The sequence below is a fragment of the Arthrobacter sp. GW460-12-1-14-TSB2 genome, from assembly GCF_059423525.1.
In genome coordinates this window covers 613265-636771 of the sequence record NZ_JBWKYC010000001.1, presented here as the reverse complement: position 1 = coordinate 636771, position 23507 = coordinate 613265, and the positions used below count along the sequence as shown (strand labels likewise).

At 65.3% G+C, this 23507-nt stretch carries 23 protein-coding genes, 1 tRNA gene, 1 other RNA gene and 1 pseudogene; 13 read left to right on the top strand and 13 right to left on the bottom strand.

Going from position 1 to position 23507, the window contains the following annotated elements; translation table 11 throughout:
* Positions 1 to 270, top strand: a pseudogene (locus tag AC07YR_RS03145) (L-idonate 5-dehydrogenase); the annotation flags it as partial.
* Here AC07YR_RS03145 and AC07YR_RS03140 read toward each other — a convergent pair.
* Entirely contained in the window at positions 248 to 976 is a 729-nt protein-coding gene (locus AC07YR_RS03140) for a FadR/GntR family transcriptional regulator (RefSeq protein WP_055803767.1), read from the bottom strand. The pseudogene AC07YR_RS03145 and the gene AC07YR_RS03140 sit on opposite strands and share 23 nt — an antisense overlap.
* A gap of 257 nt (positions 977 to 1233) precedes the next feature.
* On the opposite strand from AC07YR_RS03140, the gene gnd reads away from it, so the two are divergent.
* Together gnd and AC07YR_RS03130 are read left to right on the top strand one after the other, a co-directional pair.
* A complete protein-coding gene (gnd, locus tag AC07YR_RS03135) occupies positions 1234 to 2670 on the top strand; it encodes an NADP-dependent phosphogluconate dehydrogenase (RefSeq protein WP_055803668.1) in 1437 nt (478 codons plus the stop codon).
* 153 nt (positions 2671 to 2823) lie between these two features.
* The gene (locus AC07YR_RS03130; protein WP_436057894.1) at positions 2824 to 3657 is read left to right on the top strand and encodes an oxidoreductase; all 834 of its coding nucleotides are present in this window, start codon (positions 2824 to 2826) and stop codon (positions 3655 to 3657) included.
* Here the strand turns inward: AC07YR_RS03130 and epsC are convergent.
* The 3 genes from epsC to msrA form a co-directional block, all read right to left on the bottom strand.
* Positions 3654 to 4238: a serine O-acetyltransferase EpsC gene (gene epsC, locus AC07YR_RS03125; RefSeq protein WP_055803662.1), complete on the bottom strand. Its 585-nt coding sequence runs from the start codon at positions 4236 to 4238 to the stop codon at positions 3654 to 3656. The two genes, AC07YR_RS03130 and epsC, sit on opposite strands and share 4 nt — an antisense overlap.
* A gap of 41 nt (positions 4239 to 4279) precedes the next feature.
* Positions 4280 to 5215, bottom strand: coding sequence for a cysteine synthase A (gene cysK / locus AC07YR_RS03120; protein ID WP_011692288.1), 936 nt, complete (start codon positions 5213 to 5215; stop codon positions 4280 to 4282).
* 77 nt (positions 5216 to 5292) lie between these two features.
* A complete protein-coding gene (gene msrA / locus AC07YR_RS03115; protein WP_055803659.1) occupies positions 5293 to 5817 on the bottom strand; it encodes a peptide-methionine (S)-S-oxide reductase MsrA in 525 nt (174 codons plus the stop codon).
* Between the two features lie 99 nt (positions 5818 to 5916).
* Between msrA and AC07YR_RS03110 the strand changes: the two genes are divergently transcribed.
* Complete coding sequence (locus tag AC07YR_RS03110; protein WP_436057892.1) at positions 5917 to 6846, top strand: Nif3-like dinuclear metal center hexameric protein; 930 nt, start codon at positions 5917 to 5919, stop codon at positions 6844 to 6846.
* A gap of 60 nt (positions 6847 to 6906) precedes the next feature.
* Positions 6907 to 7644 (top strand): zinc ribbon domain-containing protein, encoded by a 738-nt coding sequence (locus AC07YR_RS03105; protein ID WP_436057891.1) that lies wholly within the window; start codon positions 6907 to 6909, stop codon positions 7642 to 7644.
* Here the strand turns inward: AC07YR_RS03105 and AC07YR_RS03100 are convergent.
* The 3 genes from AC07YR_RS03100 to AC07YR_RS03090 are packed head-to-tail and all read right to left on the bottom strand — an operon-like array spanning position 7641 to position 10142.
* The gene (locus tag AC07YR_RS03100; protein WP_494733009.1) at positions 7641 to 8405 is read right to left on the bottom strand and encodes a YaaA family protein; all 765 of its coding nucleotides are present in this window, start codon (positions 8403 to 8405) and stop codon (positions 7641 to 7643) included. The two genes, AC07YR_RS03105 and AC07YR_RS03100, sit on opposite strands and share 4 nt — an antisense overlap.
* A gap of 45 nt (positions 8406 to 8450) precedes the next feature.
* Complete coding sequence (locus AC07YR_RS03095; RefSeq protein WP_494733008.1) at positions 8451 to 9287, bottom strand: alpha/beta hydrolase; 837 nt, start codon at positions 9285 to 9287, stop codon at positions 8451 to 8453.
* Positions 9288 to 9329: 42 nt separating this feature from the next.
* Positions 9330 to 10142 (bottom strand): slipin family protein, encoded by an 813-nt coding sequence (locus tag AC07YR_RS03090; RefSeq protein WP_436057888.1) that lies wholly within the window; start codon positions 10140 to 10142, stop codon positions 9330 to 9332.
* A 153-nt stretch (positions 10143 to 10295) separates the two neighbouring features.
* Between AC07YR_RS03090 and rnpB the strand changes: the two genes are divergently transcribed.
* The 4 genes from rnpB to AC07YR_RS03070 all read left to right on the top strand — a co-directional run bounded on the left by rnpB (position 10296) and on the right by AC07YR_RS03070 (position 13612).
* Positions 10296 to 10687, top strand: an RNA gene (gene rnpB, locus AC07YR_RS03085) — RNase P RNA component class A.
* A 268-nt stretch (positions 10688 to 10955) separates the two neighbouring features.
* Complete coding sequence (locus AC07YR_RS03080; protein WP_082506887.1) at positions 10956 to 12434, top strand: glyceraldehyde-3-phosphate dehydrogenase; 1479 nt, start codon at positions 10956 to 10958, stop codon at positions 12432 to 12434.
* 78 nt (positions 12435 to 12512) lie between these two features.
* Positions 12513 to 12722, top strand: a complete 210-nt coding sequence (locus tag AC07YR_RS03075) for a hypothetical protein (RefSeq protein WP_028268959.1) — start codon at positions 12513 to 12515, stop codon at positions 12720 to 12722.
* 92 nt (positions 12723 to 12814) lie between these two features.
* Entirely contained in the window at positions 12815 to 13612 is a 798-nt protein-coding gene (locus tag AC07YR_RS03070) for an HNH endonuclease family protein (protein ID WP_494733007.1), read from the top strand.
* A 33-nt stretch (positions 13613 to 13645) separates the two neighbouring features.
* On the opposite strand, the gene def is transcribed toward AC07YR_RS03070, so the two are convergent.
* From def to orn, 3 genes are all read right to left on the bottom strand, one after another.
* Positions 13646 to 14218, bottom strand: coding sequence for a peptide deformylase (gene def / locus AC07YR_RS03065; protein ID WP_436057886.1), 573 nt, complete (start codon positions 14216 to 14218; stop codon positions 13646 to 13648).
* Positions 14219 to 14317: 99 nt separating this feature from the next.
* Positions 14318 to 14390, bottom strand: a tRNA-His gene (locus tag AC07YR_RS03060).
* Positions 14391 to 14521: 131 nt separating this feature from the next.
* Positions 14522 to 15157, bottom strand: coding sequence for an oligoribonuclease (gene orn / locus AC07YR_RS03055; RefSeq protein WP_494733006.1), 636 nt, complete (start codon positions 15155 to 15157; stop codon positions 14522 to 14524).
* Positions 15158 to 15313: 156 nt separating this feature from the next.
* On the opposite strand from orn, the gene mptB reads away from it, so the two are divergent.
* Positions 15314 to 16870 carry a polyprenol phosphomannose-dependent alpha 1,6 mannosyltransferase MptB gene (mptB, locus tag AC07YR_RS03050; RefSeq protein WP_200939388.1) on the top strand — a complete coding sequence of 519 codons (1557 nt, stop codon included), beginning with the start codon at positions 15314 to 15316 and terminating at the stop codon, positions 16868 to 16870.
* Between the two features lie 6 nt (positions 16871 to 16876).
* Here the strand turns inward: mptB and AC07YR_RS03045 are convergent, their stop codons facing one another.
* Positions 16877 to 17563: a DNA alkylation repair protein gene (locus AC07YR_RS03045; RefSeq protein WP_494733005.1), complete on the bottom strand. Its 687-nt coding sequence runs from the start codon at positions 17561 to 17563 to the stop codon at positions 16877 to 16879.
* A 116-nt stretch (positions 17564 to 17679) separates the two neighbouring features.
* On the opposite strand from AC07YR_RS03045, the gene map reads away from it, so the two are divergent.
* A complete protein-coding gene (gene map, locus AC07YR_RS03040; protein WP_494733004.1) occupies positions 17680 to 18447 on the top strand; it encodes a type I methionyl aminopeptidase in 768 nt (255 codons plus the stop codon).
* Between the two features lie 61 nt (positions 18448 to 18508).
* A complete protein-coding gene (locus AC07YR_RS03035; RefSeq protein ID WP_494733003.1) occupies positions 18509 to 19414 on the top strand; it encodes an aldose 1-epimerase family protein in 906 nt (301 codons plus the stop codon).
* An 8-nt stretch (positions 19415 to 19422) separates the two neighbouring features.
* Here AC07YR_RS03035 and xylB read toward each other — a convergent pair whose 3' ends face one another.
* Positions 19423 to 20850, bottom strand: a complete 1428-nt coding sequence (gene xylB / locus AC07YR_RS03030) for a xylulokinase (protein ID WP_494733002.1) — start codon at positions 20848 to 20850, stop codon at positions 19423 to 19425.
* Positions 20851 to 20937: 87 nt separating this feature from the next.
* On the bottom strand, positions 20938 to 22125 hold the full coding sequence (gene xylA, locus AC07YR_RS03025) for a xylose isomerase (protein WP_494733001.1): 1188 nt from the start codon (positions 22123 to 22125) through the stop codon (positions 20938 to 20940).
* 136 nt (positions 22126 to 22261) lie between these two features.
* Between xylA and AC07YR_RS03020 the strand changes: the two genes are divergently transcribed.
* The gene (locus AC07YR_RS03020; RefSeq protein ID WP_494733000.1) at positions 22262 to 23500 is read left to right on the top strand and encodes an ROK family transcriptional regulator; all 1239 of its coding nucleotides are present in this window, start codon (positions 22262 to 22264) and stop codon (positions 23498 to 23500) included.
* Positions 23501 to 23507: the final 7 nt, after the last annotated feature.

Below are 23507 nucleotides of genomic sequence, written 5' to 3'. Positions count from 1 at the left end.
GTCGTGATGGTCGGGCTGCTGCCCACCGGCCCGCAGCCGGTCCTGATCTCGCTGGCCATCACCCGCGAACTGGAGCTCAAGGGTTCCTTCCGCTTCAACGACGAGATCGACGACGTCATCGCGGCCCTCGCCGACGGCACCCTGTTCGTGGACCCCGTGATCACCCACGAGTACCCCGTGGAGGCAGCCCTGGAGGCGTTCGGCGTTGCCCGGAACTCCGCGGAATCAGGGAAGGTGCTGCTGGACTTCAGCCCTGCTGCAGCGGAATGAAAACCCTGGGCTGGTCCCGCCAGCCGGGTTCCATCTCGGAGATCGTCTCGCGCATGATCCTGCTGGAAGCCTCGCGGGCTCCGGCGGCGTCCGCTGCGGCGATGGCCTCGGCCACATCCACGTGCCATTGCAGGGCCGTCTCCCGCGGGCGGTCCGGCATGAGTCCGTGGACGGTACGGCCGGTCAGGGTTTCCGCCACCTGTCCGACAAGGTTGGCGAACATTTCGTTGCCGGATCCGGTGAGGAGAAGCGAGTGGAATTTGATGTCCAGCTCCAGGAACTCCGCCACGTTGCCGGCCTCGCCGGCGTCGCGCATTGCCAGCGAGACGTCCAGCAGTTCCTGCCGGATTGCCTGGGGGGCGTTGGCGGCCGCCAGCTCGGCGGCAACAGGCTCGACGGCGGAGCGCAGCTCCGCGAGGGACCTGAGCTGGGCGCCGCGGCCGTCACCGGCCAGGCGCCAGCGGATGACCAGCGGATCAAACGGGTTCCAGCGGTGTGCCGGCAGCACCCGGATTCCCACGCGCTTGATGGTTTCCACCAGGCCGAGGGACTGCAGGACGCGGACTGCTTCGCGGACCACAGAACGCGAGACTTTCAGTTCGTCCTCAAGCTGCTCAGCCAGCATCACATGGCCAGTGGGCAGCGCGCCGCTCACGATGCGGGTGCCCAGGTTTTCGATGGCGCGGTGGTGGAGGCTGGTTGACATAGTCGTAAGCATAATGGGGCTGGCGGCGCCGTCCTGCGCGGCACCGTCCGCGGCCCGGGCGTACATCCTCGCCTGTCATGGCGCTGGCGGCATCATAGACTGTTTTGTGACGCGCCACCTTCCAAAACGTGGGCGCAACTTTCCCGTAGTCGACGGAAATACATATGGTTTATTGACAGCCACTGGTTCTTAAAGCGTGTTCCGCAGGAAGTGCGGAACAGAATGCACACGTTGCACAGAAATGAATTGGAGTTTTGATGTCAGCACACATCGGTGTCACCGGCCTTGCGGTGATGGGGGCCAACCTCGCCCGCAACCTGGCCCGGAACGGCTTCACCGTTGCCCTGCACAACAGGTCTGTTGAAAAGACTGACGCGCTGCTGGAAAAGCACGGACACGATGGCGACTTCGTGCGTACCGAAACCCTCCAGGAGCTTGTGGATTCGCTGGAAAAGCCCCGCCGCGTGCTGATCATGGTCAAGGCCGGCAAGCCGGTCGACTCCGTGATCGAACAGCTCGAGCCCCTGCTGGAAGCCGGCGACATCATCATCGACGCCGGCAACTCGCACTACGAGGACACCCGCCGCCGCGAAGCCGCCCTGGCCAAGAAGGACCTGCACTTCGTAGGCATCGGTGTTTCCGGCGGTGAGGAAGGCGCCCTGAACGGCCCGTCCATCATGCCCGGCGGCTCCAAGGAGTCCTACGACGCCCTCGGACCGCTGCTGGAAAAGATCGCCGCAAACGTTGACGGCCAGCCCTGCTGCGCCTGGATCGGCACCGACGGCGCCGGCCACTTCGTCAAGATGGTCCACAACGGCATCGAATACGCCGACATGCAGGTTATCGGCGAAGCCTTCGACCTTCTCCGCTCGGGTGCCGGCATCGAACCGGCCGAGCAGTCCAAGATCTTCGCCGAGTGGAACAAGGGCGAACTCGCCTCGTTCCTGATCGAAATCTCCGCCGAGGTCCTCGGCCACGTGGATACCCGCACCGGGAAGCCGTTCGTCGACGTCGTGGTGGACGCCGCAGGGCAGAAGGGCACGGGCCGCTGGACGGTTATCTCCGCACTCGAGCTGGGATCCCCGACGTCGGGCATTGCCGAATCCGTGTTCGCACGCGCCCTCTCGTCCCAGTCGGAACAGCGCAAGCTGGCCCAGGAACTCCTGGCCGGCGAGGAAATCGCCGTCGAGGTTCCGGAAACGTTCGTTGAGGACGTCCGTCAGGCGCTGTACGCCTCCAAGCTGGTTTCCTACGCCCAGGGCCTGGACATGCTGACCTCGGCTGCCAAGGAATACGGCTGGGACCTGAAGCTGGACGAGATCGCTTCCCTCTGGCGCGGCGGCTGCATCATCCGTGCGGAACTGCTGAAGGAAATCACCAAGGCCTACGCCGCGGACGAAAAGCCCGCCAACCTGCTGTTTGCACCGGCCTTCACCAAGGCCATCGCCGAGGTCCTGCCGGCATGGCGCCGCGTGGTGGCCACGGCTGTTCAGCTGGGCATCCCGGTACCGGTGTTCTCCTCGTCGCTGGCGTACTACGACGGCCTGCGCCGCAAGCGCCTGCCGGCCGCCGTGATCCAGGGCCAGCGCGACCTCTTCGGTGCGCACACCTACGGCCGCGTTGACGCCGAGGGCACGTTCCACACCCTGTGGGGCGAGGACAAGTCCGAAATCGAGGCAGTGGACACCCACTAGCTTCAAGCCACACCCTGCTCTGACCGCAACGGCCGGCGCTGCCCGGATACTCTGGGAGGTGCCGGCCGTTGCCGTTTGCGGACTGCTCTTTCGGTGGCCGCGGCTTCCAATCGCCGCCTGTCCAATGATTGTCGTCTCCAAGGAGTGCAGCCCATGTCGCAGCCAGTCGCGTTTGTTACCGGTGCGTCCACCGGCATCGGCTTCGAGGCCGCCAAGAAGCTGAGTGGGCAGGGATTCACTGTCTACGCCGGCGCCCGCCGGGTCGAGAAGATGGAGCCGCTGAAGGCCCACGGCGTAAAGGTGCTGGCGCTGGATGTCACGGATGAGGCGTCCATGGCGGCGGCCGTGGGCGGAATCCTCGAGGCGCACGGCCGGATCGATGTCCTCGTGAACAACGCCGGCTACGGGTCCTACGGGTCGCTGGAAGAGGTGGACCTGGCTGAAGGCCGGCGGCAGTTCGACGTCAACGTCTTCGGCCTGGCGCGCATGACCCAGCTCGTGCTGCCCGCCATGCGGGCCGCCGCCCAGGGGAGGATCATCAATGTTTCCTCCATCGGCGGCAAGATGTACGAGCCTCTGGGCGCCTGGTATCACGCCACGAAGTTCGCCGTGGAGGGCCTGAGCGACTCCCTGCGCCTGGAGCTCAAGCCGCATGGCATCAAGGTGTCAATCATCGAACCGGCAGGCACGCAGACTGAATGGGGAGGCATCTCCGGCGAGAGCCTGCTGGAAACGTCCGGTCACGGCCCCTATCGGGACCAGGCGAAGATCGTCGCCGCGGCGCTGGCCTCCACCGAGGGTTCCAGCATGTCAACGCACCCTGCCGTTATTGCCGATGCCATTGTCCATGCCGCAACGGCGGCCCGGCCGAAGACGCGCTACCCGGTGGGCAAGGGTGCGCGCGCCATCCTGACCCTGCGAAGGATCCTGCCGGACCGTGCGTTCGACGTAATCTTCTGGACTATCTACCAGCGGCTTGGCCGCTAGATCCGGTACTCGATGTAGTACTCGGCAGGGTCCACAGCCGGTTTGGTTTCGCGCTGGGCGTCCCGGTGGCGCCACGTTGCAGGAACCCCGGTGATGATGGATTCCGGCGGGGCGTCCTTGACCACGACGGCGTTGGCGCCCACTGCACTGTCCCGTCCGATCGTGATGGGGCCCAGGACCTTGGCGCCCGCGCCGATGGTCACGCGGTCCCCGATGGTGGGGTGCCGCTTGACCTTCGCCAGCGAGCGTCCGCCCAGGGTGACGCCGTGATAGATCATGACGTCCTCACCGATCTCGGCCGTTTCACCGATGACCACGCCCATGCCGTGGTCGATGAAGAACCGCTTTCCGATCGTGGCTCCCGGGTGGATCTCAATCCCGGTCAGGAAGCGTGCCAGCTGCGAAATCAGCCGGGCCGGGAAGCGAAGCGAAGGATTCTGCCAGAGCTTGTGCGTCAGGCGGTGTGCCCAGATTGCGTGGAGGCCGGAGTAGGCAAAAAAGTTCTCAAAAGAACCTCGAGCCGCCGGGTCATGCGACCGGGCGGCGTCGAGGTCTTCCTTAAGTCTTGCGAAGAAGCTCACAAAGACCTTTCTACAGGAAACGGTGAGTGGCGGGCTAAGGCTTAGCCCCGGATGTCGTCATAGAGCACGGTGGAGATGTAACGCTCGCCGAAGTCGCAGACAACCGCGACGATGAGCTTGCCGGCATTCTCCGGCCGCTTGGCGAGTTCGAGGGCTCCCCAGACGATCGCACCCGAGGAAATGCCGCCGAGGATGCCTTCCTTGACGCCGAGGTCGCGGGCAACGCGGACGGAGTCCTCCAGTGTGGCGTCCAGGACTTCGTCGTAGACGTTGGTGTCGAGGATTTCGGGAATGAAGTTGGCGCCGATGCCCTGGATCTTGTGCGGGCCGGGAGCGCCGCCGTTCAGGATGGCGGAGTCCTTCGGTTCGATGGCAACGATCTGGACGTCCGGCTTGCGTTCCTTCAGGACCTGGCCGACGCCGGTGACGGTGCCGCCGGTGCCGATGCCGGCGACGAAGATGTCCACCTTGCCGTCGGTGTCGGACCAGATTTCCTCCGCGGTGGTGGTGCGGTGGATCTCCGGGTTGGCTTCGTTGGCGAACTGCTGGGCCCAGATGGAGTTCTCCGTGTTTGCCACGATCTCCTGGGCCTTCTCCACGGCGCCGCGCATGCCTTCGGAACCCGGGGTAAGCACGATCTCCGCGCCGAACGCGCGAAGCATGACACGGCGCTCGGTGGACATGGTCTCAGGCATGGTCAGGATGACTTTGTAGCCGCGGGCGGCACCCACCATGGCCAGGGCAATGCCCGTGTTGCCGGAGGTTCCTTCGACGATGGTTCCGCCGGGCTTCAGTGCGCCGGACTTCTCAGCCGCGTCCACAATGGCCACGCCGATACGGTCCTTGACGCTGTTGGCCGGGTTGTAGAACTCGAGCTTGACCGCCACCTGGGCGTCGAGGCCCTCTGTCAGCCGGTTGAGCCTGACCAGCGGAGTGCCGCCGACAAGCTGGGTGACGTCGTCGTAGATCCGTGCCATGTATTTGTGCCTATCTCTGAAGAGTTCTCTGAACAGCGAATACTGAGGTCAGCCTAACGAGGGCGGCCGGAGCCTAGCTAAGCATTAAGCCATGCAGAGTAATATTTCCTTGCCTTTGCCAGCTTGGGGTTGATGATCACCTGGCAGTAGCCCTGTTCCGGATGCTTGCCGTAGTAGTTCTGGTGGAAATCCTCGGCCACATGGAACACGGGCAGCCTGCTGACCTCGGTGACGATCGGATGTGCCCACAGCGCCTGGTTCCGTTCGATCGCCTCCTCGAAAAGGATCTTTTCCTCCGTGGTCTCGTAAAACATGGACGAGCGGTACTGGGTGCCGACGTCGTATCCCTGGCGGTTGAGTGTGGTGGGATCGTGGAGGGCGAAGAACATGTCCAGTATGACCTCGGCCGGGATCACGTCTTCATCAAAGCTCACGGCCACAACTTCGGCGTGGCCTGTGGTGCCCGAGCAGACCGAGTAGTAGTCCGGATGGCGGTCGTGGCCGCCGGTATAGCCGGAAATGACCGCCGTAACACCTTTGGTCTGTTGGTAGACGGCGTCAAGGCACCAGAAGCAGCCTCCGCCAAGCACAAAAGTTTTCATGTCCTCTTCAATGGTTGAAGCGCCCTGATGATTCCCCAACCACTTTACGAGACTGCTGCGCGTGCAGGCGAAGACGGCGAATAGGGTAAAAATGAGGGTATGGAACCTGTGAACACCGACGTTGCAGAAGACGCCCGCACCGCTGCTGATCCGGCCGGTGCTGAGTCTGACGCTGCCGAGCACTCGGATGCCCCCGCACTGGGCGAGATCTTGCTGGCCGTCGAAGAACTCTGGCCCGAATCCCTCGCCGAGGAGTGGGACGAGGTGGGCCTCGTCGCAGGCCATCCCTCAGCAGCGGTCAGCAGGATCATGTTCGCCGTCGATCCCACCCTTGACGTCATTGAGGAAGCCATCGAATGGGGCGCTGACCTGCTGATCACGCACCACCCGTTGCTGCTCAAGGGAGTCACTTCCGTCGCGGCCACGACGGCAAAGGGCAAAGCCGTCCACCGCCTGATCGAATCCGGAACAGCGCTCCTCACTGTCCATACCAATGGTGACTCCGCGGTTGGGGGCGTGTCCGATGTCCTGGCGGATGCCCTGGGCCTCCAAGATGTTGTGCCGTTGACTCCGGCCACGAACGGCCTGCCGGAAGAAGGCATTGGCCGCGTTGGCGACCTTGAAGACGTCATGACGCTCGGGGACTTTGCAGCTCGCGTATACGGCATCCTGCCCTCCGTCGCCGGTGGCGTCAGGGTCTCCGGGGACAAGGACGGCCTGGTGCGCCGCGTCGCAGTGTGCGGCGGCGCGGGGGACTCCCTGTTCAACGAGGTCCGGGCGAGCAACGCTGACCTTTTCGTGACCGCGGACCTCCGCCACCACCCGGCGTCCGAGGCGCGTGAGAATGCCGTGAATGACAGGCCGTACCTCATCGACGTTTCCCACTTCGCCAGCGAGTGGCTGTGGCTGCCGGCGGCGGCCGAGGCATTGGGAAACGTCCTCAGCGATCAGGGCCACGACGTCGACATCCGGGTCAGCACCACCAACAGTGATCCGTGGGACTTCATTCTGACTCCGGGCGGGGACTAGAGTCTAAACTGCGCCGGTCCGGTGCCCGGCTGCGGCCGGTAGGAACAAGCGGAGGTAATAGTGGCCAAGGCAGCACCGGCAGAACAGTTGAAATTGCTCGAACTGCAGGGACTCGACGCCAGGCTCAAATCGCTGTCCAACCGCCGCCGCACCCTCGAGAACGATCCCCGGATCAGTGACCTGCAGGCTGCGCTGTCCGTGGCCAACGGTGAACTCGGTGCCGCGAAAATGGCGGTCCACGACGCCGAAGCCGAGCTCAAGCGCTCGGAAGCCGATGTGGAGCAGGTGGCGTCCAGGATCGAACGCGATGAAGCGCGCCTGAACAGCGGCACCGGCTTGTCCAAGGACCTGGTTGCCCTGCAAAGCGACATTGCCTCGCTCAACAAGCGGCGCTCGGCCCTTGAAGATGTGGAGCTCGAGGTCATGGAACGGCTTGAGGGGCTCCGTGAACGCCAGGCGGCCCAGCAGAAGATCGTGGACGACGTCCAGGGATCCTTCGGCGGGATCCGTGGGGAGCTTGACGCCGCCCTGGCGGAGATTGCCGCCGAGGCCGCCGAAGTGGGCGCCGCGCGTGCGGAGTTTGCCGCCGGCCTTGATGCCGGGCTGCTGGCTGTTTATGACAAGACGCTGGCCAGACGCGGAGTGGGGGCGGCGCGGCTTTTCCACGGCAAGTCCGAAGGTTCGGGGATGCAGCTGAGCCCCGGCGACCTTGCCGAGATCAAGGCAGCGGCCGAGGATGACATCGTGTTTTGCCCGGACTCCGGCTGCATCCTGGTCCGCTCCTCGGAATGGGCCTAGGCGCCGAGAATGATGTTGAGGGCGTGCGCTTTGCGTGGAGTGCCCTCGACCAGCTCGGCTTCCCACTTTTCGCGTGCCGCCTTGAGCAGCTGAGCGGGGGTCCGGGGAGCGGCACCCCGGCGCGTCAGCAGGTGGCGGGCCAGCTCGCCGCGCGTGTGCTTGGCGAAGTGGCTGACCACCTTGCGCACGCCGTTCACTTCCGTGAACACGTTGACGGCGACGGTCTGCGCCGGCGGGGGAGTCCAGGCCGCAGAATAAGTGCTGGAGCGGCAGTCCACCAGAAGCTCCCCCTCGGATGCGGCTGCCAGCGCCGCCGAAATCTGCGGCTTCCAGAATGAAGCCAGGCGGCCGACGTCGGGCAGTGACGTTCCCATCGACAGCCGGTAGGCAGGCACCCGGTCAGCGAAGCGGATCGCGCCCCAGAGGGCGGAGATGACCAGCACCGATTCATCCGCCTTCCGGCGCTGCGCCGCCGTCAGCGACTGGTAGCCGAGCGCGTCGTACAGGACGCCGGAATAGACCTGGTGCGCCGGTGCCGCCGGTTCCGTGTGCAGCCGGGTGTTGCGTTCGACGTCGGCACTGAGCGAGGCCCCGACGCCCAGCAGGGCGAGGGCGTCGCGGTGGGCACTGACGTCGCCCAGTGCTTCCAGCACCTTCGCACGGTAAGTGTTCAACACCGGAAAGCTCAGGGCGGTCCAGTCGACGGCTTCACCATGGACAGCGGGGGTCTTGCCTTCAGACGGCGGCAGCAGAATCAGCACCGTACGATCTTACCGGCGCGGGGCAACGGAGTGATGGGCCGGCGGTCAGGCCAGGTTCCGACCCAGGAACGAGATGACATCCGGCAGGATGGAGCGCCAGTAGCCGCTGTCGTGGCCGCCGTCCTGGAAGCCACCCTCATGCTCCCCGGGCAGGCCGCTTACGTAGTCCTTGACGCTGTAAAGCAGGTTGTCACCGGTGCCGCAGTCGATCCTCTTGGGCAACATTTCCAGTTCCGGCCTGAGCGCGAAGATGTCGTTGGCCTCGAAGTCCGCGGCGTTGTCAAAGTTGTCCGCCCGCCCGGCGTCGTGCATGCTCCAGACTGCCGGGCTCATCGCTGCGACGGCCCGGAGGCCGGGAATCCGGTGCCGGGAGGCGAGGAGAAGGGCGCCAAAGCCGCCCATCGACAGGCCGAACACGGCGGTCCTGCCGGTGTCCAGGCCCTGGCTTGCCAGCAAGGGCAGGAACTCCTCCACCACCATGGACTGCGTGTCCGTGCCCGTTGCGCGCGGGTGCCACCAGCTTTCGCCGCCATCGACGGCCGCGATCGCGAAACGCGACCCGCCGCGGGCCACATGCTGTGCCAGGAACCGGTCAGCCTGCAGGTCGTCGAAAACCATCCGGTGGTCCGCGCCCGTACCGTGCAGGAAGAGCGCCACGGGGAGGGGGCGCTGACCGCTGTCGGCGCCGCCGGCCGGAATCGCCACGGACCAGTTCGTTCCCGTGTCCGGGCGGAACCTCGACGTGAAGGATCCACTGCGAACTTCCCCGGTCGAAGCCGTGAGGCCGTCGGCGACCAGCGCACATGCGGCCAGCACCGCGGCAGTCACACCGCCGGCTCCGAGTTCCAGCAGCCGCCGGCGTCCGAGCGTCGCAAATTCCATAAGCCGATCATAGGCGTGAAGGCCCCACCACCGGCCCGCAGCTCAGGCCGCCTTGATCGGCGGTTTGGCGGCGGCCGTCGCGGCCTGGTTTTCGCGGGCGAGGAAGGCAGACAGTTCGCCGATCGTACTCATCAGCGGCGCGGGGAAGACAACCGTGGAGTTCTTGTCCACCGCGATTTCGACCAGGGACTGCAGGTTCCGCAGCTGCAGCGCCAGCGGGTGGGCCATCATGGTGTCCGACGCGTCGCCGAGGGCAGCGGCCGCGATGGCTTCGCCTTCCGCGGCGATGATCTTCGCCCGCTTTTCCCGCTCGGCCTCGGCCTGGCGGGCCATTGCGCGCTTCATGCTCTCGGGCAGTTGGATGTCCTTCAGTTCCACCAGGGTCACCTCGACACCCCACGCCAACGTCAGGGCATCGAGGATTTCCCGGATATCGCTATTGATGCGCTCGGTTTCTGACAACGTCTGGTCCAGGCTGTGCCTGCCGACTACCTTCCGCAACGTGGTCTGCGCGATCTGGTCTATGGCGGCCGCCACGTTCTCGATGGCCACGACCGATTTCACGGCATCGACCACGCGGTAGTAGGCCACGGCGGAAATGTCGACGCTCACGTTGTCCTGGGTGATGATTCCCTGCGACTGGATCGGCATGGTCACGATCCGCAGGCTGACCAACGGGAGGCGGTCGACGACCGGGATGATGAACCGCAGGCCCGGGAGTCTAATGCCAATAACCCTGCCCAGCCGGAAGAGCACCCCCTGCTCGTACTGCCGCACGATCCGGATGGACATCTTCAGGAAGATGAGCAGCAACACTGCGACGGCGATGGCGATGTAGGTACCGGTGGGGTCCATCAGGATCCCCTCTTTTCTTGCATGAGTTGACCTTGTCCAATTGTCCCACTTGGCGCCCGAAACGTCCCGCTTGGCGTCCGAAACGTCCCGCCGGGCGCCCGCAGGACGTCCCGCACGCCGGGCGCCGGTGCAGCACGTAGAATGAAATGCGGATGGGTTGACCAGGCGGCCGCGCGTCACGCAAGTGGCTCGAGGAACGTCCGGGCTCCGCAGAGCAGGGTGGTGGGTAACGCCCACTCGGGGCAACCCGCAGGCCAGTGCCACAGAGAATAGACCGCCTGCGTCGCGCCGGTTTGAAAGCGGCACGAAGCAGGTAAGGGTGAAACGGTGGTGTAAGAGACCACCAGCTTCCCGGGTGACCGGGAAGGCTAGGTAAACCCCACCCGGAGCAAGGCCAGACAGGGCACGTTCGAGGGCTGCTCGCCCGAGTGTCCGGGTAGGCCGCTGGAGGGCGTCGGCAACGGCGTTCGTAGATGGATGGCCGCTACTCCCGCACCGGTAACGGAGCGGGAACACAGAACCCGGCGTATCGGTCAACCCATCCATCCGCTTTCAGCCACGTCTCCCATCGCCGGCATGTGAGTGACTTCACGCTTTGCGGGGCAGTACTGGCGGCGCGGCCACCCTAGAATGGATAGCGAACGTAGAAGTTCTGCCGCCGGGTCTGCGTTCGCAGCCGGCGGTTTTTCTTTGCGATTCTCCAAGGTGTCCGGGGTGGACCGAATCCCCGCCGATGCCTGTGCCCCGGAATACCTCCGGTGGCCGACATCCGCATACGAGGACGTATGTGGTTGACCCAAGGAAGGTAGTTCTGTGAGCCAGACGTCAGATTCTTGTCTTGATACGTGGATGGGCCGTGAGGCACTTGCCGAGGCCATGATCCCGGTGATCGGCCGGCTGTACCGCGAGAACAATGTGGTGACTTCCATCCACGGCCGCAGCCTGATCAACAAGTCCACCATGAACATCCTGAAGGCGCACCGCTTTGCGCGCCGGATGAGCAAGGACGAGCTGCTCCTGGAAGAGACGGCCCCGCTGCTGGATGCCCTCGCCGGGCTGGATCTGGGTGCTGCGGCAATCGACATCGCCCGCCTGAACCAGAAGTTCAAGGCCGAGGCGAACGGTGCGAGCCTGGAAGAGTTCCTGCGGGCCGAACTCGCGGACGTCGTGGGGAAGCGTGGCGGCGACGACCGCACCAGCACCGACGTCGTGCTCTACGGCTTTGGCCGCATCGGCCGCCTGCTGGCGCGCCTCCTCATCGAAAAGGCCGGTGGCGGTCACGGACTCCGGCTCCGCGCGATCGTGGTCCGCCGCGGCTCGGACAACGACCTCGCCAAGCGTGCCAGCCTGCTGCGCCGGGACTCCGTTCACGGATCGTTCGAGGGCACCATCAAGGTGGACACCGAGAACAACACCATCACGGCCAACGGTGTCCAGGTCCAGGTCATCTACTCGGACAACCCCTCCACCGTGGATTACACGGCCTATGGCATCAAGGACGCCCTCGTGGTGGACAACACGGGACGCTGGCGCGACGCCGAAGGCCTGTCCCAGCACCTCCTGAGCAAGGGCGTCTCCCGCGTCCTGCTCACGGCACCCGGCAAGGGCGAGCTGAAGAACATCGTCCACGGCATCAACCACGGCACCATCCTGGACTCGGACAAGATCGTCACCGCGGCGTCCTGTACCACCAACGCCATCACCCCGGTCCTGAAGGCCATCAACGACAAGTTCGGCGTGGTCCACGGCCACGTCGAGACGGTCCACTCCTTCACCAACGACCAGAACCTGATCGACAACTTCCACAAGGGCGACCGCCGCGGCCGCTCCGCCGCGCTGAACATGGTGATCACCGAAACAGGTGCCGCCAAAGCAGTTGCTAAGGCGCTGCCCGAACTCCTCGGCAAGCTCACCGGCAGCTCCATCCGCGTCCCCACCCCGGACGTGTCGCTGGCCATCCTGAACCTGAGCCTGGAGCAGGGCACCACCAAGGATGAGGTCAACGACTACCTGCGGCAGATGTCCCTGCACTCCGAGCTGCGTAAGCAGATCGACTACATCGATTCCCCCGAGGTCGTTTCCACGGACTTCGTCGGTTCGCGCCGTGCAGGCATTGTTGACGGCCTGGCCACGATCTCCAACGACAAGAACCTGGTCCTCTACGTCTGGTACGACAACGAGTTCGGCTACAGCTGCCAGGTGGTCCGCGTGATGGAGGAAATGGCCGGCGTCAACCCGCCGTCGTTCCCCGTCAAGGAACCGGCCGCGGCGCTGGCGGCAATCTCGGTCTAGGGGTCCGGACGGGTCCGGGTCTGAGGTTTCCCGGCCGATGCTCTGGCATCGGCCGGGAAACGGACCCAAAATGGTGTCATGGAACACGAATCGACTCTCGAACATGAAACCACCCTCGAACACGCCCTCGACGTAGCACGGCAGAACCACAAGGAAGCTACCCGCCTCCTTGAACAGGCGCGCGTGGCGCATGCCGCGGGAGAGATTCCCGATAGCAGGATCAAACAGCTTGAGGAGCTGCTTGACCTTGCCACCGTAGACCTGAAGCGTGTGATGAAGGAGCAGTAACTGCCCCTCCACACTGTGGATATCGGCCGCGTTGTCAGTGGCCGCACCTAAGCTCGTCCGGTGCGTAGGAATCATCATCGGGCTCTGCAACCATGACCATCAGCTGGGCGGCCTACCGCCGTGCGCGGCGCCGCTCCCGCCAGGCCTGGGCCGTGCTGATCGTGCTGGCCGTAGGACTGGTCTCCGCGGTGTGCTGGTTTTTCACCGCAGGCCAGTTTGCCGTGGCGGAGCCGCCCGTCACCGGTCCCAGCACTGCTCCCGTGCTGGACCCGGTGTGGATGAAAGCAGTTCTGCCCGTCCGCCCAGTACCGGAAGGACGTGCGGCTGATGTGCTGGAATCGCTCGAGGTGAAAGGGCGGGCGGCCAACGACAACTACGACCGCACCGCGTTCGGCCAGGCCTGGCTGGATGTGGACCGCAACGGCTGCGACACCCGCAATGACATCCTCCGGCGGGACCTGGGCGGCGCGCAGTTCACCGAGGGCTCCCGGTGCCGTGTGGCACGCGGGGAATTCCATGAGCCGTACACCGGAGCGGTGGTGACCTTCACCAGGGGAGCAGAGAGCAGCAAAGCCGTCCAGATTGACCACGTCGTGGCTCTGGGCGACGCATGGCAGAAGGGGGCCCAGCAGTTGACGCCGCTGCAGCGCCAAAACCTCGCCAACGATCCTCTCAACCTCGTAGCCGCCGACGGTCCCGCCAACCAGGAAAAGAGCGCCTCGGACGCAGCAAGCTGGCTGCCGAAAAACAAGGCCTTCAGGTGCCATTACGTAGCCCGCCAGATCTCAGTGAAAGCGGCCTATGCGCTGTGGGTGACCCAGACCGAAAAGGATGCCATGAAACGTGTCCTGGCATCGTGCCCCGAGCAGCACACCCTTATTCCGCGGTAGCGGCGGGCAGTGTGCGTCAGTGCCCCATTAATGTCAGTGCCCGAACGGGTCGGGGTCGACGCCGGGCATCCACGTCAGGCCGGGAACACCCCAGCCGCTCCGCTTGGCCTGCTTCATGGCCTTGCGGGCGTATCGGTCCATCAGCCGGTTCACGTAGAGCTTGCCGTCCAAGTGGTCGTATTCGTGCTGGATGATCCGGGCGAACCAGTCAGTGGCCTCGAAGTCCACCGGATTTCCGTCACCGTCGAACCCCTGCACCCGCGCCCACTCCGCGCGCTTGAGCGGGTACTGGCCGCCGGGGAAGGACAGGCAGCCCTCCACTTCCTCATCAGGGTCCGGAAGTGCGCCGGAAACCTTGGACAGCGTCAGGACCGGGTTCACCACGACGCCCGCAGGGGGCACGCCGTCGTCGTTGGCGAACTTGTACACAAAGAGGCGCTTGCCAACGCCCACCTGGGGGGCGGCGAGCCCCACGCCGTTGGCGGCGTCGTTCGTTTCGAACATGTCGGCGATGAGGGTACGGAGTTCGTCGTCGAAGACTTCCACTTCGGCGGCCCGGCGGTGGAGAACCGGCTCGCCCCAGATGGTGATCGGCAGAACGGTCATGTCAGGTGGTTCCTTTGATGCAGTGCGGAAACAAGTAAAGGCCGCACCGGATAACCGGTGCGGCCTTTAGGTAAGGGCGAAAATCTTGCCCTTCATGAGGGTGAGCTACGGGGGTTGAACCCGCGACCTCCTGGACCACAACCAGGCGCTCTGCCAACTGAGCTAAGCCCACCATGTGCCCCGCGAGACCGTCCGGGTTACCGGCTGTCTTGGAAGGCAACGTCATATAGCTTACCTGCTCCGCGGGGCTGTTTTAGCCACTTTTGCCGGTTTCGGGAAAATTTCCTTCAAACGTGGCGCAGATTACTTTTCTGACGCCTCTGCAAGGGGCTCGGCGGAGGCCGTGACGGACTTCGAAATGCGCTGCGCGGTGGCACTGTCCGGTCCCGGGGCCGGGACGAAAACTGCTTCACGGTAGTAACGCAGCTCATCGATTGAATCTTTGATGTCGCCGAGGGCGCGGTGCCCGCCGTGCTTGGCCGGGGCCTGGAAGTATGCCCGCGCGAACCAGCGGCGTGACAGTTCCTTGATGGTGCTGACATCAATGACCCGGTAATGCAGGTGCTCCACCACGGCAGGCATGTCCCGGGCGAGGAAGACGCGGTCCGTGCCCACGGAATTGCCGCCCAGCGGAGCCTTGCGGGGATCCGGAACCCATTTCGCGATGTATTCCATGATCACGGCTTCGGCCTCTGCCATCGTCTTGCCGTGAGGAAGCTCTTCGAGAAGCCCGGAACGGGTGTGCATGTCGCGGACGAAATCGTTCATCTGGGCGAGCGCAGCGTCGTCCGGCCGGATGACGACGTCAACGCCGTCTCCCAGGATGTTGAGTTCGGAGTCCGTCACCAGTGCGGCCACCTCAATAAGGGCGTCGTTCTTGATGTCCAGGCCGGTCATCTCGCAGTCGATCCAGACAATGCGTTCGTTAGTAATAGGCACCCGACCAGCCTACCGTTCCGCTGCCACGGAGCTGCCCGGTGCTAGGATTTCGATACGTGGCGGTGCCCTCTTTTCGCTGCCGCGGCCCCACCCCCGCCGGCCTGTCCGGCTTCTAGCGGGTGAATAATGCCCCACAACAGATTGGACGATCCTGAGATGACGGCGCGTGTGCCTGCGGCGGGAAATGTGGCTGCCGGTCCGTCACCGGAGCCGGCCGCGGCTGAAGTGGACAACGCCCTCTCGCCGCTCCTCTCGGGGTTCGCCGGCTCGATGTTCATGGCGATCGGCTCGTTGGGCGTCGGCTGGCTCGCGCCCGTCTCTGAGCTTCGCCGCCTGCCGCTGTTCATCTGGATGCGCACCGAAGCGGTAGGGGTGGCACTGTCCATCGTGCTGCTGGCCGTGGGCGGCATGCTCCTGGTGCGGGCCTGGCTTCGGCTTGGCCAGCGTGTCCGCGTCTGGGGGGCCGGTGCACGAAAGGCCACCCTGCAGGCTGTGGCACTGTGGGGGCTGCCCATGATGTTCTCCGTCCCGCTCTTCAGCCGTGACGTCTACGCCTACATCGGGCAGGGCCGCCTGATGGTTGAAGGCTTCAATCCCTACGAAAACGGGATTTCGGCACTCTCCAACTATTTCCAACTCGGGGCCGACAAGATGTGGACCGAGGCACCCGTTCCCTACGGGCAGTTGTTCCTGTGGATCGAACAACTGGTGGTGTGGTCCACCAACGTGCAGCCCGAGGCGAGCATCATGCTCTTCCGCGTTGCCGCCCTGGTGGGCGTGGTGCTGTGCATTGTGTATGTTCCCAAACTGGCGGAGCTGCACGGCGTGAATCCGCACCGCGCACTGTGGCTCACGGCAGCCAATCCGCTGTTCCTGACCAACTTCATCGCCAGTGTCCATAACGATGCGCTCATGATCGGGCTGGCACTGGCCGGACTTTATTACTGCGCCACCAAACGCGTGGTGCTCGGGCTGGTCCTCGTGACGCTGTCGATCTCCGTCAAGCCGATCACCATCGTGTTCCTGCCGTTTATCGGACTTCTGTGGGCGGGAAAGAACGCCGGCTGGCTGCGGAAGTTCGTTTTCTGGGGACTCACTGCCGGCATCAGCCTGGCGATGCTGTACGCCATGAGCCTGGTGAACGGCTTTGGCTTCGGCTGGGTGAACGGACTGTCCGCGCCGGGAAGCATCTGGATCTGGTACGCGCCGGTGGGCCTGCTGGGCCTTGTGGTGGCCTCCATCTCGAACGCCTTCGGGCTGGACGGTTGGGGACTGGCCAAATGGGTTTACGACGCCGGCAAGCTGCTGGCTGTCGGGATTGTTGCCTGGCAGATCTTCCGCGGCGACCACGACCGCCTGATGCGCCGCCTCACCCTGGGGTTCGCGGCCGTGGTCCTGCTCGCCCCCATGATCCAGTCCTGGTACGTTGTATGGCTCATCCCGCTGTTCGCCGTCACAGGCATCCGGGATGACTGGCAGGTAAAGGCTCTCTACTTCATCGTGTCCTTCTTTATGGTCTACGCCATCTCGGACCAGCTCGAAGTCTTCCCCTACCTGCAGACGGAGGACCTTGGCCTTCCCCTGGCCCTGGCGCGCAACGCCGCGGCCATCATCGCACTGCTTTTCGCGCTGTACCTGATCTTCCTGGATCCCAAAACGAAGCAGTTGTTCAGCAAGCCGGACGAGCCGGTAACCACCCGCCCGGTCATCTGACGCCGGTCATCCGGCCGGGAGGTTCCGGACGGCCTCGCGGCGGGAGAGGGGGCTGAGATCCGTGCCGTGGCGGGCAACAAACTCCCGGACCCAGGCCGGATCAGTCTTTGCGTACTCGCGTAACGCCCAACCAATGGCCTTGCGGATGAAGAACTCCGGATCTGACACGTTGGCCTCGATGACGGAGGCGAGCAGCTCCGGATCGGTGGCGGCCTTTGCCCCGAGCTGGGCGGTGATGGCGGATCTGCGGATCCACATATCGGGGTCCTTGCTCCACGTGCGGAGGATCCGGTCGAGCTCCGGACGGTGTGCCTGCAGCAGTGCGCACATCCGGTGAGCCACCCCGTCCACGAGATCCCACCAGGCTCCGGTCCGGATAATTTCTTCGTACACCGGCAGCAGCTCCAGCCGCCCGCTGGCAAGCCGCGAACCCGTCAGGTCAATGGCGGCGTACCGCTCTTCCCGGAATGCGGCCGAACGCCAGAGCGCCAGGACAGTATCGCCCAGTTCCTGGACGGGACTGCAGGGCCACTGCGCGGCGGCGGCATGGGTGATCTTCCGCACCTCGGGAACCCTGACCCCCAGCGACGGCATGTCCGATTTCATGTAGGCCTGGCTTCCGGCCGCCCGTACCGGGTCTGCCGCGGCCCTCAGCTGGCTGCGGATCCCGGCTATCAGATCTTCGTTCGCCATGGTGGCAACTCTACTGGCGCCGCGCCCGGCTCCTGCCAAGTGCTAGCCAGCCGCTTACCAGCCGGTCCGGCGGAGTCCTAGAGTGGGACCAGGCAAGCTGAATCCGGAGGAAAGCCATGTCCATGATCAAAAATCCCCAGGAAATAGGACTGATGCGCGAGGCCGGCCGGGTCGTGGCCAACACGCTGGCCGCTGTCAGGGCCGCTGCCGCCGTAGGTGTTTCCCTGAAGGAACTTGATGAACTTGCCGCCGAGGCCATTTCCGAGGCTGGCGCCACCCCGGCGTTCCTCAATTACCGCCCGCGGTGGGCCTCGGTGCCTTTTCCGGGTGTCATCTGCACGAGCGTTAATGACGCCGTGGTCCACGGCATCCCGAACGGCTACCGCCTTGAGGACGGTGACCTGCTCAGCGTGGACTGCGGCGCGTTCGTTGAGGGCTGGTGCGGCGATGCCGCCGTCAGCTTCGTGGTCGGCACAGCGGATCCGGCGGATCTTGAGCTGATTGCCGCCACCGATGCAGCTCTGGCGCGCGGAATTGAGATGGCCAGGATCGGCAACAAGATGGGGGACCTCGCCTATGCAATCGGCGGGGTTGCCCGCCGCGCCGGTTACGGCCTGCTGGCCCATCACGGAGGCCACGGGATCGGCCGGACGATGCACGCCGAGCCTCCCGTGCCGAACGACGGCCGTCCAGGCCGGGGCATCAAGCTGACGGAAGGGCTGGTGATTGCCATCGAGCCCATGCTGATCCTTGGGGGCAAGGACGACTACTACCACGACGAAGACGAGTGGACCTTGCGGTCCGCCAATGGACGCCGCGCGGCCCACAGCGAGCACACGGTGGCGATCACCGCGGAGGGGCCCGTCATCCTTACCCTGCCCTGACAGGCGATGTATTAGAATAGTGAGCGCTAACACACCGTCTTCGGCAGTAAATGGACACCCTATGAACCCCACCGAGCATGAGATCAGTTTCGGCCCGTACACCGCTGTCGCCACGGCCCGGGGAGGGGCACTCCGCGGGCTGCAGCACGAGGGCCGCGATCTGGTGGTCGGTTTCGGCGCCGACGGCGGGATTCCGGACTACCGCGGTGTCATCTGCGCCCCGTGGCCGAACCGGCTGGCTGACGGCCGGTACAGCTTCGACGGCAAGGATTTCCAGTCCACCGTCAATGAGGAGGCCCGGGGGACCGCCCTGCACGGCCTGGTGTTTGGAGCACTATGGGAGCTCCAGGAGCGCACCGCTTGCTCTGTCCGCCTCGGCACCCGCATTGAACCCGGCGAGGCGTATCCGGGGCGCCTTGACATCTCTGTCGAATACGAGCTCCGGGCTGACGGGCTGCGCAGCACTGTGCGCGCCGAGAATGTTGGCGGGGACGCCGCGCCGTACGGCGTGTGCCCGCATCCGTACCTCCTCGCCGGAGCCGCCCCGCTGGATGAGTGGACGGTGCAGATCCCGGCCACCGAATTCATGGAGGTGTCCGCCGAACGGCTGCTGCCGGCGGGCATGGCCGGCGTCGAAGGGCATGCCTTTGACTTCCGGACCGAGAGGGTCCTGGGTGCGGTGGAGATCGACCATGCCTTTACCGGCCTGATTCACAACGGGGACGGCCTTGCGTCCGTTCGGGCCTACGACCCGTCCGGCACCGGCGTCGAGCTGGAGTGGGATTCTGCGTGGCCGTGGCTGCAGATCCATACGGCCGACAAGCCCGCAGGGCCGTCCCGCCTGGGCCTCGCAGTTGAACCCATGACGTGCCCGCCTGACGCCTTCAACAGCGGAACCGACGTGGTCCGGCTGGCCCCGGGGGAGTCCCACGAGGCCAGCTGGACCGTCCGCGCAATCAGTCGTTGAGGCAGAACTCAGCTGGTGAGGTAGGTCCCGGCGTACCGCCGGTACTGGTCAAGGACCTCCGGCGCACCGCCGTCTGCTGCGTTTATTTCGGTGCCACCAGAACCCCATTGCGGCCATTGACCTGTAAGGACGGCCGCCGCCTGACGGGCGGCGCCGTCGGCCACGTATTCCCCTGGCTCGGGCACTACCACGGGGAGTCCGAAGACGGACGCAGCAATCTGCTGCACGGCCGCTGACTGGGCCCCGCCTCCCACCAGGATGATCCGGCCGGCCCTGACTCCCTGGGCCTGCAAGGCGGCCAGGCCGTCCGCAAGGGAGCAGACCACGCCCTCGATCGCGGCCCGGGCCAGGTTGTCCCGGGTATAGCTGGCCAGGGTGGCCCCGTGGAGGGAGCCTGTGGCGTCCGGCAGGTTGGGCGTGCGCTCGCCTTCGAAGTACGGAACAAGCGTGAGGCCGCCGGAACCGGCCGGGGCGGCAAGGGCCAGTTCGGTGAGTCCCGCCAGCGTCACGCCCAGCAGCGCGGCCGTGGAATCGAAGATCCGGGTGGCGTTCAGGGTGCAGGCCAGCGGGAGGAAGTTGCCGGTGGCGTCGGCAAATCCTGCAACGAGTCCGGTGGCATCCGCGGACGGGGTCTCCGAAACGGCGAAAACCGTTCCCGATGTCCCCAGTGACACCACAACGTCGCCCGGACGCGCGTCCACGCCGAGGGCTGCCGCCGCATTGTCGCCGGCACCGGGGCCGATGAGCGCGCCGGCCGGCATTCTGCCCGCGGCCTCGAGCGAGCCGGCGACGGCGGGAAGTATCGGGACGTGGCCCAGCACCTGTTCGAGGACTTCCGGGAGATAGGTTCCCGACGCAGTGGAAAAGTATCCTGTGCCGGACGCGTCCGACCTGTCCGTGCGAAGGTGCTGCAGCGAGGAGGGGCCGCTTCCCGGGCCGTAGCCGGCCAGCCGCCAGCTGAGCCAGTCGTGCGGCAGGCAGACGGCCGCGACGCGGCGTGCATTGTCCGGTTCGTTGCGGGCCAGCCAGCGAAGCTTGGTGATGGTCAGTGATGCCACCGGGACCGTCCCCGTCGCCTGCGCCCAGAAATCGGCGCCGGCCCGGGCGTCGCCTTCGCCGGCATCTGCGATGAGTTGTTCCGCATCCCCGGCGGAGCGCGTGTCGTTCCACAGAAGGGCCGGCCGGACCACCGCACCGGAGGCATCCAGGCAGACCATGCCGTGCTGCTGGCCGCCGACTGAGACGGCGGCAACGTCATCGAGGCCGCCAGCCTGGGCGATGGCTTCCTGCAGGGCGTTCCACCAGTGGTCCGGGTGGATCTCGCTTCCGTCGGGGTGGGCGGCGCGGCCCTGGCGGACCAGCTCACCGGTGGCTGCGTCACGGATCACCACTTTGCATGACTGCGTGGAACTGTCGATTCCTGCTACCAGCGGCATGTCGGGTTCTTTCTGGAGGGCTCTGCCGCCGGACCCGGGAGTCCGGATCCGGCGGCAGCGGGTGTTTGTTGGGTGTGGGAGCTTGGCTTAGCGTGCGCCGAGCAGGTGCTCGATGGCCAGCTGGTTGAGCCGGACGAACGCGAACGATCGCTGCGCGGCCGCATCGGCGTCGAACTCCGCGAAAGCGGACGCGTCAGCGAGAAGCTCCGCGGCGGTCTCCCCGGCGGCGAGCGTGGGCTCGCCGAGTTCGAAGACGCCGGAGGTGGCCAGCGCGTCCTGGACATCCGGGTCGGCGCGGAAGGCCAGGGCTCGCTCCTTCAGGAGCAGGTACATCGACATGTTGGACTTCGCGGATTCCCAGACGCCGTCATAGCCGTCGGTGCGGGAGGGCTTGTAGTCGAAGTGGCGCGGGCCGTCGTACTTGGGGCCGCCGTTAGGGAAGCCATTTTCGAGGAGGTCCACGGTGAAGAAGGCGCTGGTGAGGTCGCCGTGGCCGAAGACGAGATCCTGGTCGTATTTGATACCGCGCTGTCCGTTCAGGTCGATGTGGAAGAGCTTCCCGGCCCACAGCGCCTGGGCGATGCCGTGGGTGAAGTTCAGTCCCGCCATCTGCTCGTGGCCGGTTTCCGGGTTGAGCCCCACGATGTCGCCGTGTTCGAGCTGGGCGATGAAGGCCAGTCCGTGGCCGACGGTGGGCAGGAAGATGTCGCCACGGGGCTCGTTGGGCTTGGGCTCCAGGGCGATCCGCAGGCCGTAGCCCTTGTCCTTGATGTACGCCGCGGCCGTGTCCACGCCTTCCTTCATCCGGTCCAGGGCAGCGGAGAGGTCCTTGGAACCGTCGTACTCGCTGCCTTCGCGTCCGCCCCACATGACGAAGGTTTCTGCACCCAGCTCGGCGGCGAGGTCGATGTTCTGAAGGACCTTGCTGAGCGCGAAACGGCGGACGGAACGGTCGTTGGAAGTGAAGCCGCCGTCCTTGAAGACCGGGTGGCTGAACAGATTGGTGGTCACCATTGGTGTCTTCAGGCCGGTCTCTGCCAAGGCTGCCTTGAAGTTCTTCAGGATCAGTTCGCGCTCGGAGGCTGTGGCGTCGAACGGGACCAGATCGTTGTCGTGGAAGGTGATGCCGTATGCGCCGAGTTCGCTGAGCTTGTGGACGGCCTCGACGGGGTCCAGGGCCGGGCGGGTGGCGACGCCGAACGGATCGGCGCCGGTCCAGCCGACGGTCCAAAGGCCGAAAGTGAACTTGTCAACGGGGGAGGGTGAGAGAGTCATGAAGCGTCCTTGGTTCAGAAATTTGGAGGTTTGGGTTCAGATTGCGTCCACCGCCGCAGCGGCTGTTGATCAATTAGTTTTCAATCTGAACTATATGCATCATGATTGACTAAGGTCAATGATGAAGGCGGCGGAAATGTCACTCGGAAAAAATACCGACGGCGGTGCGGGGCGTCCTGCCCCCGGGCGTGTCGAGGATGTCCGGCGCGGAAACCTGGTGCGCATCCTGGCGTCCCTGGCGGAGCCACGCACTGATCCGGACGTACGCCCTACCCGCGCCGACCTGGCCGCCCGGACCGGCCTGACCAAGGCCTCCGTGTCCAGCCTCGTCGCCGAGCTCGTGGACGCCGGACTGGTGGCGGAATCCGGTGCTGCCCGGGACGGTGAACGCGGCCGCCCTGGCGTGGGCCTTGAGCTCAGCACCTGTCGCGGCGTGGTGGGCATGGAAATCAATGTCGACTACATTTCGGCCGGGCTCCTTGACCTTGGCGGGACCCTGCGGATCCACAGGACACTGGAAAGCGGCAACCGCGGCAAATCACCCCAATCCGTGATGGCCCTGCTGGCGGGACTCGTCACTGATGTTGCCTCAGAGGCCTCCGCAGCCGGAATCGAAATCCTTGGCGGGGGACTGGCTGTTCCCGGCCTTGTGGACACCGGATCCGGAACTGTTTCCAGCGCCCCCAACCTTAAATGGCACGGGGTTGTCCTTGAGCTGCACGGGTTGCTGCCGGGGGCGCCACAGGGCACTCTCCTGCATAACGAGGCAAACTGCGCTGCGCTGGCCGAGCTCTGGTACGGACACGGCGTGGATTTCCAGGACTACCTCTTTGTCTCCGGCGAAGTGGGCGTCGGCGGCGGCCTCGTCATCGGCTCACGGCTCTTTGCGGGTCCCCGCGGGCAGGCCGGCGAAGTAGGCCACGTGGTGGTGGATCCTTCGGGACCGGACTGTTCGTGCGGCGGCCGCGGCTGCCTGGAAACTTTCGCGGGCCAGGAGGCCATCTTCGCTGAGGCCGGCATTCCCGACGGGACCGCCTCCGCGCGGCTCGAACAACTCACCGCACTGCTTGAAGCCGGAAACGCGGCCGCCATTTCCGCAGTGTCGCGCGCCGGCCACTACCTCGGGATCGCCGCGGCGTCCACTGCCCGGTTGATGGACCTCTCCGCCGTGGTCCTCGGCGGCCATTTCACCCGGATGGGACCGTGGATCGCACCCGCCGTGGTCCGGAGCCTGGCCGACTATGCGCCTGGCGTCGTAGGCCCGGCCAGTGTGGCAATCTCGGAACTCGGCCAGTCGGCCGCCCTCCTGGGAGCAGCCGGAAGTGCCCTGCGTTCCGTCCTGGCCGCACCACAGGGGTTGAGGCCGGGACCCTAGACTTTCG

Excerpts from the sequence above, each read along its gene's own strand:
- def (WP_436057886.1), bottom strand. The coding sequence starts at position 14,218 with ATGACCGTTCTGCCGATCACCATCTGGGGCGAGCCGGTTCTCCACCGC.
- AC07YR_RS03095 (WP_494733008.1), bottom strand. The coding sequence starts at position 9,287 with ATGGAATTTGCGACGCTCGGACGCCGGCGGCTGCTGGAACTCGGAGCC.
- xylA (WP_494733001.1), bottom strand. The coding sequence starts at position 22,125 with ATGACTCTCTCACCCTCCCCCGTTGACAAGTTCACTTTCGGCCTTTGG.
- AC07YR_RS03130 (WP_436057894.1), top strand. The coding sequence starts at position 2,824 with ATGTCGCAGCCAGTCGCGTTTGTTACCGGTGCGTCCACCGGCATCGGC.
- AC07YR_RS03035 (WP_494733003.1), top strand. The coding sequence starts at position 18,509 with ATGAACCCCACCGAGCATGAGATCAGTTTCGGCCCGTACACCGCTGTC.
- AC07YR_RS03090 (WP_436057888.1), bottom strand. The coding sequence starts at position 10,142 with ATGGACCCCACCGGTACCTACATCGCCATCGCCGTCGCAGTGTTGCTG.
- mptB (WP_200939388.1), top strand. The coding sequence starts at position 15,314 with ATGACGGCGCGTGTGCCTGCGGCGGGAAATGTGGCTGCCGGTCCGTCA.
- cysK (WP_011692288.1), bottom strand. The coding sequence starts at position 5,215 with ATGGCACGGATCTACGACGACGTCACCCAGCTTGTCGGCGGCACTCCG.
- gnd (WP_055803668.1), top strand. The coding sequence starts at position 1,234 with ATGTCAGCACACATCGGTGTCACCGGCCTTGCGGTGATGGGGGCCAAC.
- map (WP_494733004.1), top strand. The coding sequence starts at position 17,680 with ATGTCCATGATCAAAAATCCCCAGGAAATAGGACTGATGCGCGAGGCC.
- AC07YR_RS03045 (WP_494733005.1), bottom strand. The coding sequence starts at position 17,563 with ATGGCGAACGAAGATCTGATAGCCGGGATCCGCAGCCAGCTGAGGGCC.
- AC07YR_RS03070 (WP_494733007.1), top strand. The coding sequence starts at position 12,815 with ATGACCATCAGCTGGGCGGCCTACCGCCGTGCGCGGCGCCGCTCCCGC.
- AC07YR_RS03110 (WP_436057892.1), top strand. The coding sequence starts at position 5,917 with ATGGAACCTGTGAACACCGACGTTGCAGAAGACGCCCGCACCGCTGCT.
- AC07YR_RS03020 (WP_494733000.1), top strand. The coding sequence starts at position 22,262 with ATGTCACTCGGAAAAAATACCGACGGCGGTGCGGGGCGTCCTGCCCCC.
- AC07YR_RS03140 (WP_055803767.1), bottom strand. The coding sequence starts at position 976 with ATGTCAACCAGCCTCCACCACCGCGCCATCGAAAACCTGGGCACCCGC.
- xylB (WP_494733002.1), bottom strand. The coding sequence starts at position 20,850 with ATGCCGCTGGTAGCAGGAATCGACAGTTCCACGCAGTCATGCAAAGTG.
- msrA (WP_055803659.1), bottom strand. The coding sequence starts at position 5,817 with ATGAAAACTTTTGTGCTTGGCGGAGGCTGCTTCTGGTGCCTTGACGCC.
- AC07YR_RS03075 (WP_028268959.1), top strand. The coding sequence starts at position 12,513 with ATGGAACACGAATCGACTCTCGAACATGAAACCACCCTCGAACACGCC.